An 11,554-nucleotide genomic window follows, 5' to 3' on the forward strand; every position below is an offset into this window, starting at 1 on the left:
TGACGTTACCGGCGGGTAGCAGCAGGCCGTCGGGTCCACGGCAGCAGGGGGGCGCTCGACGGACGCGACGGAGGGCCCCGCCGAACGGCGGAGCCCTCCGACGGACGCTGCGGTCAGGAGACCGAGATCGCCCCGTTGCTGGCCCGCACGCAGGCCACCGAACGGGCGCTGGTGGAGGCCGCGCCGCTCAGGCACTGGCCGAGCACCTGGTGCCCGGTGGCGTTCGGGTGCCACGACTCCTGGCAGGTCTGGAAGTAGGTGACGCAGGTGTTGGCGATGCGCTGGATGGCGATCTTGTCCTTGCCGGCGAGGCTGGTGACGAAGGTGCCGGTCGCGCCGTCCTGAAGCCGGATCGGAGTGGCCAGCGCGCCGCTCGGGCTGCTGGTCTGCTCGCAGAGCCGGGCACCGTTGAACGCCTGCTGCACGCTCAGGTACACCAGGTCGTCGGCGGGGAACTCGGCGGCCAGAGTGTCCCGGGTGGACTTCACGATGCTGCCCAGGCCCTGGGAGAAGCGGTGCCCCGGCGCCAGGCTGGCCCGGTGGATCGGGCAACCGGCCGCGTACCGCTCGGCACCCAGGTCACGGAACTTGTCCCGGGTGTCGTCCCGGCTGTCCTCCTCGTGGAACTGCTGGTTCAGGTCCAGCGGCAGCGGGTTCGTGTAGTCCTGGAACACCACCCGGTGCTGCCCGTCCGCGTCCACCTGGTCGAGGGTGGTCAGGATCTGACGTACGGCCGCGGTGGTCTCCGCGGTCGCGGCGCTGAGCTGCGCGGCGGTGGCCAGGTCGGCGTCGCTGCACGGCTTCTGCTCCACCGGCCCGTTCAGGTACGCCCAGAACTCCCACCAACCGGTCCAGGCGTCGGCGATGAACCGGTTGGCGCACTTCTCCGCGACGCTGCCGAAGGTGAACGAGCTGTTGTTGGAACCGAGGCCGATCAGCACCAGGTCGATGTCCTGGGTCTGCGCGACAGCGCGCAGCTGACTCAGCTGCGAGGCGACGGTGCGACCGTTGGTCCGCGCCTGGGAGGCGTTGGCGATGTCGTGTGGCTGACCACCGGAGCAGGCCAGGTTGAACCGGTTCTGGATGCCCGGCAGGTTGGCCTGGTTGAGCGAGGCGTTCGCCGAGCGGTGGCAGAAGAACGCGTTGTTGTTCGCCGCGGTCCAACCGGGGAAACCCTGGCTGACACCGTTGGCGTCGACGACCGGGGTGTACGCCCCGGCGCCCTCGCCACTGATGAAGCTGTCCCCGAGTGCCACCGCGGCGGTGGGCAACGCGGCGGACGCGGGTGCGGGCAGCGCGACGGCGGTCGACAACGCGGCCATGGCGATCGTTAGTCCCGCGGCGAGCGCGGTACGCCGGAACCTGGGCATGGGGCCCCCAACCATCGAAAGATGAAAGATTCTCTGAGAGCGCGATCAGATCACCCCGGCGCGACAGGCGTCAATGGCCCGTAACAGATTCGTTCGACGAAGGACACGCGCCCGTAGGCATCACGGGCTACCGCGTCGAGACTGGACCCGCGCTCCGGGTAGTCGACCGCCCTCGGCGCGGAGTCAGCGACCGGTCGGGCGGCCGCGGCGGTTCAACAGGGCCGCGTCCACCGCGCCCAGCAGCGCGAACAGCCCCAGCGGCAGGATGATCACGGCCAGGAACGCCAGCACCACCGAGCGCAGCAACAGGCCCAGCCCGGTGCCCACCAGACCGGCGACGATCTGCACCAGCACACTGCCCACCGCGACCGTCCCGGCGAACCGCCACGGCGCGTCGGCGACGTCGGCCGGGGTGAGGGCCAGCATCGCGACGCAGATCAGCACGCCGACCACGCCGACGACGACCGCCGGCAGCACCACCGCGAGCACTGTGGGCAGGACCGGGAGGCGGACCGGCGCCCGGCGCAGGTCGCGTACCAGCAAGATGCCGAAGAGCGGGGTCGCGGCCGACATCAAACTCTGCGCAGTGCCCGAGAGTTCGGCGAAGGTCCGGTCGGCGGCATCCGCGACCAGCGCCACGGCGACCAGCAGCCCGGTCACCAGGGTGCCCACCAGCAGCCACCGCCGGGCCGGCGTACCGAGGGAGCGCCGCAGCGCGTCGCGAATCGTCTCGTCCACCGCGAGCACCTTCCGACTACCGGTCGGGTGGGCGAGCCTACCGGAGGTGGTGCCTCTGCGTGATCCGGCGATCACGGCCGTACCGAGCTGCTCCTCGGGCTGTCACCGACCGTCCCGGTCGAGGCCCGCGTCCCGCACGTATGCGGCACCTCGTTCCATTTGTGCTCACGGGATGTGACAAGCGTGGACAGTGCCCGACACCGCTCTCTACAGTTCCTCCGTCTGGCTGTCTTACATCCACGGGGGTTGCGGTGGCCACTGGCCGCTCCATGCATGCTGTCCACATCCACAAACCGTCCATGATGCCCCGACCGTCCACGCGCGGCCTGCTCGCCGCCGGGATCGCGGCGTCCATCGGCGTCGCCCTGCTCGCCGCACCCGCGTCGGCGGCGCCGGCGGAGGGCGTCGCCGCGAGCGGCACGGCCGGCCGGGAGGCCGTCCAGGCAACCGCCACGGCCACGCGCACCGGCCAGCGGGTGGAGGTCGTCTCCGCCCGCACGGAGTTGACCCAGGTCTTCGCCAAGCCAGGCGGGGGCTTCGTGTCCGAAACCGCCGCCGTTCCCCAGCGAATCCGTCAGAGCGACGGATCCTGGTCCGACGTCGACCTGTCCCTGCGGCGCGGCGCCACCGGCCTCCGACCGGCGGTCTCCCCGACCGACCTGGTGTTCTCGTCCGGAGGGCACGGTCCCGCGGCCACGCTGACCAGCGGAACGAGCGCGATGACGCTGGGCTGGCCGGGTGGGCTGCCCACGCCGACCGTGTCCAAGGACGCGGCCACCTACCCCGAGGTACTGCCCGGTGTGGACCTGGTGCTCACGGCGACCCACACCGGCTTCACCCATGTCCTCGTGGTGAAGACACCGCAGGCGGCGGCGAACCCGGCGCTCCGGGAGATCCGGTTCGACCTCGGCGGCGACGTGCGGGTCCGGCGGGAGGCCGACGGCTCGCTGCGGGCGCTCGCCGGCGAGACCGAGGTGGCGCGCGGCGCGGCGGCCGAGATGTGGGACTCGGCCGGCTCCGGCCGCTCGGCCCGCTCGGCGGCGACCTCGTCGCCGTCCGGCCCCGGCGCAGCCGCCCGCACCGCCCCCGTGGCGACCGCGGTCGACCCCGCCGGTGACCTCGTGCTGCGTCCGTCGCCGGACCTGCTCGACCCGGCCAAGGCCACCTTCCCGGTGTTCATCGACCCGGCCTGGTCCGCCACCCGCTCCCGCTGGGCGTACGCCACGAACAACAACTCCACCAACAGCGACACGACGGCCGCCCTGGTTGGCAAGAATGTCGATTCCGGCGTCACCTACCGCTCCTACTTCGAGTTCCCGATCGCGGCGCTGAGCGGCAAGATCATCAGGTCGGCCTCCGTCCAGGTGGGGGTGACCCACACCTGGTCCTGCTTCGACACCCCGACCTACCTCTACCAGTCGGCGGGCATCACGAGCACTCCTCGCACCGCGTGGGCCCCCGCACTGACCACGCTGCGGGCTTCCGCAAGTTCGCACGTCCGCGCGACTGGCTGCGCCGACTCACCGCAACCGCCCATGACCGTGCGATTCACCGGCAGCGTCGCCGCCGGCCTCAGCAGCGCCACGGCCGCTCACCTGTCCTCGATCACCTACGGGCTCTGCGCCTGTAGCGACTCGGCCGGGACCGGCGAGAGCACCCTGGACCGGTGGAAGAAGTTCGACCCGAGTACGGCGCGCCTGCTCGTCGACTACGACTCGGCGCCCACCCAGCCCACCAGCCTCCAGGCCGGCGGCGCCGCCTGCGTCGCGGGCGGCCGGGTCACCCGGACCACCCCGCCGACCCTCTCCGCCGTCTTCCCCGACGCGGACACCGGTCAGGTCCTCCAGACGTCGTACGAGCTGCTGGAGATCCCCGCCTCGGGCACCTACGACAGCTCCACCCCCCGGATGAGCCCACCGGCGGGCTCGACCGTGGTGGCCGGTGCGCGGTCCACCACGGCCGCGGTGACCGGCACTGCCAGCGGAAAGTCGTACGCGTTCCGGACGCGCAGCGACGACAGCTACGTGACCAGCCCCTGGTCGGCCTGGTGTGAATTCACCATCGACGACCAGCCGCCCACCGTGAGCGTCGACGCGGTCGCCACCCCCGCCCCGCCCGGGCAGCTCTACACCTACAAGGTGCGCTCGCCGGACCCGGACGTGGTCAGCTTCCGCTACGGCTGGAGCAGCCCGCCCACCGAGGAGGCGGAGGCCGGCACCAGCCTCGGCTACTCCGGCAAGACCGTGTCGGTGACCCTTGCCACGCCGGCGTACGGCACCAACACGCTGTACGTCGCCGCGGTGGACAGCGCTGGGAACGTCGGCCACGGCTCGCTTGTTATCGAGGTGGCACCGTAGTCGGGCCGCTGAGAGGCAACCGGTCACGGCGCGGCTAACGCGCCGAATCCGGACAGCAGCACACGATGTCGGGGCCCGCATCCGCAACGAGGATGCGGGCCCCGACTGCGGGGTGCCGTCATCGTGTCGCATCTGCCGGTTAGGCTCGCTGCGGCGCGCGCCGGCCGACTGACAGTTCGGACGCGGCACCACACCGCCGAGACCGGGGAGTACGACCAGTTGACCGCAGAGCCTGACACCCTGTACGGGGCCGATGACCTCACCCACCTTGAGGGGCTGGACGCTGTCCGCAAGCGGCCCGGCATGTACATCGGTTCCACCGACAGCCGTGGCGTGGGTCACCTCGTCAACGAGATCCTCGACAACTCCACCGATGAGGGTGTCGCCGGTCATGCCAGCCACGTCGAGGTGATCCTGCACGCCGACGGCTCGGTGCAGGTCGACGACGACGGCCGGGGCATCCCCACCGACGTGCACGCCAAGTCCGGCATCTCCGGCGTCGAGCTGGTGCTGACCCGGCTGCACGCCGGCGGCAAGTTCGGCGGCTCCGGCTACAAGACCTCCGGTGGTCTGCACGGCGTCGGCGCATCGGCGGTCAACGCGCTGTCCCGCCGCTTCGACGTGACCGTCCGCCGGGCTGGCAAGATCCACGCGATGTCGTTCCGGCACGGCGTCCCGGGCATCTTCGACGGCGACGGCCCGGACGCCCCCTTCACCGCCGGCCCCGGCCTCCAGGTGACCGGCGCCATGAAGCGCGGCCAGCACACCGGCACCTCGATCCGCTGGTGGCACGACGCCCGCTACTTCGAGACCGGCGCCGCACTCGACGTCGACGCCGTCCGGATGAAGCTGCGCAACACCGCGTTCCTGGTCCCCGGCGTGACCTACCTGCTGCGCGACCTGACCGGCGAGGCGCCCGCCGAGGAGCGGTTCCACTACCCCAACGGGCTCAGCGACATGGTGGACTTCCTCGCCCCGGCCAGCGACCGGCCGGTCTCCGGCACCCTGCTGGTCAACGGGGAGGGCACCTACCGGGAGAACGCCGCCGACGCCAACGGCGTCATGCAGTCCAACGTGCAGCGGCGCGCCGAGGTCGAGGTGGCGTTCCGGTGGGGCACCGGTTACGAGCGCACCGTCGAATGCTTCACCAACACCATCCGCAACGCGCACGGCGGCACCCACCGCAAGGGCTTCGAGCGGGCCCTCGTCCGCTCGCTCGCCGACGCGATCCGTAACACCCGCGGTCTGCTCAAGGCCAAGGAGGAGCCGCCCACCCTGGACGACGTCCTGGAGGGGATGACGGCGGTGGTGCACGTGCGGATCCCCGAGCCGCAGTTCACCTCGCAGACCAAGGACGAGCTCTCCACCACCGGCATCACCAAGGTTCTCCAGTCCCTGGTCGACGCGCACATCAAGGCATGGCTGGAGGACCGGCGCACCAAGGCCGAGGCGCGCACCGTCCTGCAGAAGATCGTCGACGCCGCCCGGGTGCGGCTCACCCAGAAGCAACAGAAGGACGCCGCCCGGCGCAAGACCGCCCTGGAGGGCGCGTCCATGCCGCCGAAGCTGGTCGACTGCCGGGCCACCGGCATCGACCGCAGCGAGTTGTTCATCGTCGAGGGCGACAGCGCGTTGGGAACGAGCCGGATGGCCCGTTCCTCGGAGTACCAGGCGCTGCTGCCGATCCGCGGCAAGATCCTCAATGTGCAGAAGGCCAACCTCCAGCAGGTTCTGGACAATGCCGAGTGCGCTGCCATCGTGCAGGTCCTCGGCGCCGGCTCGGGGCGCACCTTCGACCTCTCGGCGCTGCGCTACGGCCGTGTGCTGATCATGGCCGATGCCGACGTGGACGGCGCCCACATCCGTACGCTGCTGATCACCCTGTTCGCCCGGTACATGCGGCCGCTGATCGAGGCCGGTCGGCTCTACGCCGCGATGCCGCCCCTGCACAAGATCACCACCAGGGGGCGCAGCCCGCAGACCGTCTACACCTACACCCAGGCCGAGATGGAGACGACGGTCCGCAAGCTGGAGAAGGCCGGCAAGCAGATCGTCACGCCCATCCCACGGTTCAAGGGTCTCGGTGAGATGGACGCCGACGAGTTGTGGGACACCACGATGAACCCGGCCACCCGGGCCGTCCGCCGGATCACCCTCGACGACGTCGACGCCGCCGAACGCATCCTCGAGCTGCTGATGGGCGAGAAGGTCGAGCCGCGCCGCAACTGGCTCATCGACTCCGCCGACCGCGTCGACCGGGATGCGATCGACGCATGAGTGAGCGACAGCGAGCGAATCTTCGATGCAGCGCCCGTTCCGTTCCAGTGGAGAGCTGAGTCATGGCACGCCGTAAGGAAAACAAGGTCGACCTCTCCTCGTTCGACCAGGCCGGCGCGCGGGTGTTCGACAACCCGCTGGTCACCGAGGTCTCCGACTCCTACCTGGAGTACGCGTTCTCGGTCATCCACTCCCGCGCCCTGCCCGATGCGCGCGACGGCCTCAAGCCCGTGCACCGGCGCATCCTCTGGTCGATGTACGAGCAGGGCTACCGTCCGGATCGCGGGCATGTCAAATCTGCCCGAATTGTCGGGGATGCGATGGGAAAGTACCATCCGCACGGCGACACGGCGATCTATGACGCCATGGTCCGCCTCGCGCAGGACTTCTCGCTCAACGTTCCGCTCATCGACGGGCATGGAAACTTTGGCTCCCCCGACGATGGCCCGGCCGCGTCGAGATACTGCGTTACCGGAGATACCCGCATTCGACTTGCTGACGGCACCAGCCCTCGAATTGCTGACCTGGTAAGCCTCCCTGCAGACAGCGAAGCCGATGTTGACTTCGAGGTGCTCGACAAAGACGGTAAAGCTGTCCAGGTCGACAAGGTGTTCAACTCCGGCGTCCATCCGACGGTCCGGATCGGCACGGAGGCCGGGTTCTCGCTCCGGGGCAGCGAGAATCACCTCGTGCTCTGTCTTGAGGCGCCCGCGGGCGTTCCCCTCTTCCAGTGGCGACGGCTAGACGAGCTTGCAGTTGGTTCGATCGTCTGTGTGGCACGGAACGCTTGGTCCCAGGTCATACCCACCGCTCGTGAATACTCGCTGGGCGTCCTCGGCGGCGCGTGGGCGTCCGAGGGCTTCGCGAGTGAGTCCAGGGCCGGGTTCAACAACACCGACGAGCACTTCTTCGGTGAGGTTCTGCATGCGTACGATCAAGTGGTTGGTGGTCGGCGTTACGTCAGCGAACGGCAGACCCGTCGCGACCGGAAGCGTGTCCAGGAAATCGATGTTCAGATTTATGCCGGCGGTATGGACGCTTTCCGTGCAAGTCCGCTGGCCGAATTCATCGGGCACCAGGCCCGGGACAAGTTCGTACCGCAATTCGTCTGGAACGGTGGCTGGGGTGTTAAGCGCGCCTTCCTCATGTCCCTCTTCGAAGGGGACGGCGGGGTGCGGGTCGCCAAGGACAGCTTTACCATCCAGTACACGAGTTACAGCGAGCGGCTCACCAGGGAGGTCCAGGAGCTGCTCACCGAATTCGGGGTTGTTGCCTGCTGGCGCCGTTACACGCGCCCCAGCGGCTCGGTCGAGCATCGCTTGGTGATTTCCGGCCTGCGAAACATCAAGGCATTCGCCAATCGGGTGGGCTTCCTCCGCACCAAACAGGCAAAGCTGAACAAGGTTCTGCGACACGCGCCGTTGCGCCCACATCGGCTGAGCAAGGACCACGTTCCCTTCGTTGCCAGTTACGTGCGTGACACCTTGGACTTCGACCGTCGTGGTAGCGGCCGGAAGTGGCTGACGACGCACAACTTCGATCGCGTCGAGCGATGGGAGACCGAGCGCCTCCGGATCATCGATCGCATCAAAGAGCCGGAACTTCTGGCGACCATTCTCCCGATCATGGATTCTGGCTACCGGTTCGAGCGCGTCACCGAGGTGACGCCCTGCGAGCCGGCGGAGGTCTACTCGGTTCGGGTCAAGTCCGAGGACCACTCCTTCCTCGCTGGCGGTTTCGTCAACCACAACACCGAGGCCCGCATGTCTCGCGAGGCCATGCTGCTCGTCGGTGAGCTGGGCGAGGACACCGTCGACGTCGAGCCCAACTACGACGGGTCGCTGACCCAGCCGACCGTGCTGCCGGCGGCCTTCCCCAACCTGCTGGTCAACGGCGCGTCCGGGATCGCGGTCGGGATGGCCACCAACATGATCCCGCACAACCTGGCGGAGGTCGTCTCCGCGGCCCGCTGGCTGATCAACCACCCGGACGCCACTCTGGACAAACTCATGGAGTTCGTCCCCGGCCCCGACCTGCCCACCGGTGGGGTGCTGCTGGGCCTGGACGAGGTGCGCCGGGCATACGAGACCGGGCGTGGCGTGGTGCGGATGCGCGGCAAGGTGGAGATCGGCCCGATCGAGGGCAGCCGGGGCCGTCAGGCGATCACAGTGGTCGAGTTGCCCTACGGCGTCGGCGCGGAGAAGGTCATCGCCGCGATCACCAACGAGGTCACCAAAACCAAGCGGCTCACCGGCATCGCCGACGTCAAGGACCTCACCGACCGGGAGAGCGGCACCCGGCTCGTCGTCGAGTGCAAGGTCGGGGTCAACCCGCAGGCGCTGCTCGCCGACCTCTACCGGCTGACCCCGCTGGAGCAGTCGTTCGGCGTCAACAACCTGGTCCTGGTCGACGGGCAGCCGCGCACGCTGGGCCTCAAGGCACTGCTGGAGGTCTTCCTGGCCCACCGGTACGAGGTGGTCACCCGGCGCACCTCGTACCGTCGGCGCAAGCGTCAGGAGCGGCTGCACCTGGTCGACGGTCTGCTGATCGCGCTGCTGGACATCGACGAGGTGGTCCGGCTGATCCGGGGCAGCGACGACGCGCAGGCCGCGAAGGACGGGCTGATGAGTCGGTTCGGCCTCTCCGACATCCAGGCCACGTACATTCTGGACACTCCGTTGCGCCGGCTGACCAAGTTCGACCGGATCGAGCTGGAGGCCGAGCAGGAGCGGCTGCGCTCCGAGATCGCCGAGCTGAGCAAGATCCTCGACGACGAGCGGGTGCTCAGGAAGGTGGTCTCCGACGAGCTGGCCGCCGTGGTCAAGCAGTTCAGCACCGAACGCCGTACGACGCTTGTCGACGGTGACCTGAAGGAGGTGCTGGCCGCGTCCGCGCCGGCCGGCCCGCTGGAGGTCGCCGACGACCCGTGCCAGGTGATCCTCTCCGCGACCGGGCTGGTGGCCCGGACCGCGGCCGAGTCGGAGGAGAGCTCCGAGGGGCGCCGACGCAACGGCCGGGTCAAGCACGACACGGTACGCGCCATCGCGCACTCCACCGCCCGCGGTCGGGTGCTGCTGTTGACCAGCGCCGGTCGGGCGTTCAAGGTCGACGTCCTGCCCCTGCCGGTGTTGCCGGAGCAGGCGGGCACTGTGTCACTGCGTGGCGGTATGTCCGCGGCCGAGCTGGTGCCGTTGGCGGCGGGGGAGACCGTTGTCGGCCTGGCCCCGCTCGGCGGGCAGGCGGAGGGCTCACCGGGGCTGGCGTTGGGCACCCGACAGGGCGCGGTGAAGATCTGCTCACCGGAGTGGCCGGTGCGCTCCGACGAGTTCGAGGTGATCGGTCTGCGCGACGGTGACGAGGTGGTCGGGGCGACCTGGCTGACCGACGGCACCGAGACGCTGACCTTCGTCACCTCGGAGGCGTCGCTGTTACGCTTTCCCGCCGGGTTGGTCCGGCCGCAGGGCCTCAAGGGCGGCGGTATGGCCGGCATCAACCTGCCGGCCGGGGCGCGGGTCGCGTTCTTCGGCGCGGTGCGCACCGACGACCCGGGGCATGGCGAGCCGATGGTGGTCACCTCCACCGGCGCGACGGTCAAGGTGACGCCGTTCAAGGCGTACCCGGCAAAGGGCCGGGCGACCGGCGGCGTGCGCGCGCACCGCTTCCTCAAGGGCGAGACGGACGTGGCCGTCGCCTGGGTGGGCCCGCGTCCGGTCGGCGCGACAGCCACCGGCGACCCGGTGGAGCTGCCCGCGGCGGACCCACGCCGCGACGGCAGCGGCTTCGCGGTGATGCTCGGCCCAACGGTCGTAGGCCACCTGATCGAACGCGACTGACCCCCACCCGCGTTGGCGCGCCGTTGGCGCCTTCTGTTGTGGGTGAGGGTCCGGGTGCACGCGAAGCACCCTGCAGGGTAGGTCCGGACAAGGGTCCCGTCGCGTCCGGACCTACCCTGCAGTCCCTGGTCACCGCGTGGCTGTCGGGCCGCTCGCGATGATGCCCCGGTAGGGAGAGGGCTGGCCGGGCCAGTTGGCCAGGCAGCGCCGCATCGGCTTCCAGATGTCGGTCAGCAGGTGCGGGAGTTGTAGGCGGCCCAGTAGGGGCCGCTGCCCTTGGGCGGGTAGAAGCGGTAGTTCCCGTCGGGCGAACGCTGCAGGACGAACTGGTGCGAGCCGTACGGGCTCCGGGAACCCGTCGCCCCGTGGTACACCACGTACAGCCATCCGTTCTGGTTGTCGTGCTGCACCAGCTTGTCGCCGGCCTTCGTCCAGCTGTTCCGGCCTGCGGAGCCATCCGCTGAGAGGCCCTTGTCGCGCTGGAAGTTCCTCGTCGCGGCATCGGTCTGGTCGCCGAAGACGCCGTCGACTCCGGACGAGGGCAGGTAGCCATTCGCCCAGAGAATGGTCTGCCAGAGACAGGCGACGTTCGAGTTGCGGTGGGTGGTGACGTTGGTGACGCCTTCGTCATCGAAGTCGTCGGACACCGCGCCGGCGCCATGGACGAACGCCCGGCCCGTGTAGGAGCCGCTGGCCGCGGCGGGCGTGGCGATGGTGACGTTGATGCCGATGGCCAGTGCCGCGCCGATGGCGGGCACGGCAGCCCGCTTGAGGATGCGGCGGGCGGAGCGGAGCGACGACATGCATCTCCTTCAGTTGGGAATCATGAGGGGGCAACGGTGCTGGGGTGTCGCGCCAGCCGACGGTGTCAGGCCCGGCACGACGAGGCGAGGTGGCTTAGCGCCAGTGTGGACGGACGGTCGTGCCATCAGACCTGGCGATTGGTGCTCTTGTTTGGCGCGGTGAGGACGGTAGAAAC

General features: G+C 69.6%; 5 protein-coding genes and 3 pseudogenes. 5 read left to right on the forward strand and 3 right to left on the reverse strand.

Annotated elements, in window-relative coordinates; genetic code table 11:
* Positions 1 to 113: 113 nt before the first annotated feature.
* Together KBX08_RS14960 and KBX08_RS14965 are read right to left on the reverse strand one after the other, a co-directional pair.
* Positions 114 to 1,370 carry a hypothetical protein gene (locus KBX08_RS14960; protein WP_210784099.1) on the reverse strand — a complete coding sequence of 419 codons (1,257 nt, stop codon included), beginning with the start codon at positions 1,368 to 1,370 and terminating at the stop codon, positions 114 to 116.
* A 183-nt stretch (positions 1,371 to 1,553) separates the two neighbouring features.
* Positions 1,554 to 2,108 (reverse strand): hypothetical protein, encoded by a 555-nt coding sequence (locus KBX08_RS14965; RefSeq protein WP_210784100.1) that lies wholly within the window; start codon positions 2,106 to 2,108, stop codon positions 1,554 to 1,556.
* Positions 2,109 to 2,407: 299 nt separating this feature from the next.
* Here KBX08_RS14965 and KBX08_RS14970 point away from each other — a divergent pair, with 299 nt between their 5' ends.
* The 5 genes and pseudogenes from KBX08_RS14970 to KBX08_RS34720 form a co-directional block, all read left to right on the forward strand.
* Positions 2,408 to 4,465, forward strand: coding sequence for a hypothetical protein (locus KBX08_RS14970; protein ID WP_210784101.1), 2,058 nt, complete (start codon positions 2,408 to 2,410; stop codon positions 4,463 to 4,465).
* A 219-nt stretch (positions 4,466 to 4,684) separates the two neighbouring features.
* Complete coding sequence (locus tag KBX08_RS14975; protein WP_247669422.1) at positions 4,685 to 6,742, forward strand: DNA topoisomerase IV subunit B; 2,058 nt, start codon at positions 4,685 to 4,687, stop codon at positions 6,740 to 6,742.
* 62 nt (positions 6,743 to 6,804) lie between these two features.
* Positions 6,805 to 7,206: pseudogene (locus KBX08_RS34710) on the forward strand (DNA gyrase subunit A); the annotation flags it as partial.
* A 12-nt stretch (positions 7,207 to 7,218) separates the two neighbouring features.
* Positions 7,219 to 8,100: pseudogene (locus tag KBX08_RS34715) on the forward strand (LAGLIDADG family homing endonuclease); the annotation flags it as partial.
* Positions 8,101 to 8,493: 393 nt separating this feature from the next.
* Positions 8,494 to 10,575, forward strand: a pseudogene (locus KBX08_RS34720) (DNA gyrase subunit A); the annotation flags it as partial.
* A gap of 230 nt (positions 10,576 to 10,805) precedes the next feature.
* Here the strand turns inward: KBX08_RS34720 and KBX08_RS14985 are convergent.
* Entirely contained in the window at positions 10,806 to 11,378 is a 573-nt protein-coding gene (locus KBX08_RS14985; protein ID WP_210784103.1) for a peptidoglycan-binding protein, read from the reverse strand.
* Positions 11,379 to 11,554 lie beyond the last annotated feature (176 nt).

It is taken from the genome of Micromonospora sp. H61 (genome assembly GCF_018070325.1).
In the GTDB taxonomy this organism is placed as follows: Bacteria; Actinomycetota; Actinomycetes; order Mycobacteriales; family Micromonosporaceae; genus Micromonospora; species Micromonospora salmantinae.

What these genes read in the sequence shown, in the direction of transcription:
- KBX08_RS14960 (WP_210784099.1), bottom strand. Translation starts at nt 1,370, where the DNA reads ATGCCCAGGTTCCGGCGTACCGCGCTCGCCGCGGGACTAACGATCGCC.
- KBX08_RS14970 (WP_210784101.1), top strand. Translation starts at nt 2,408, where the DNA reads ATGATGCCCCGACCGTCCACGCGCGGCCTGCTCGCCGCCGGGATCGCG.
- KBX08_RS14985 (WP_210784103.1), bottom strand. Translation starts at nt 11,378, where the DNA reads ATGTCGTCGCTCCGCTCCGCCCGCCGCATCCTCAAGCGGGCTGCCGTG.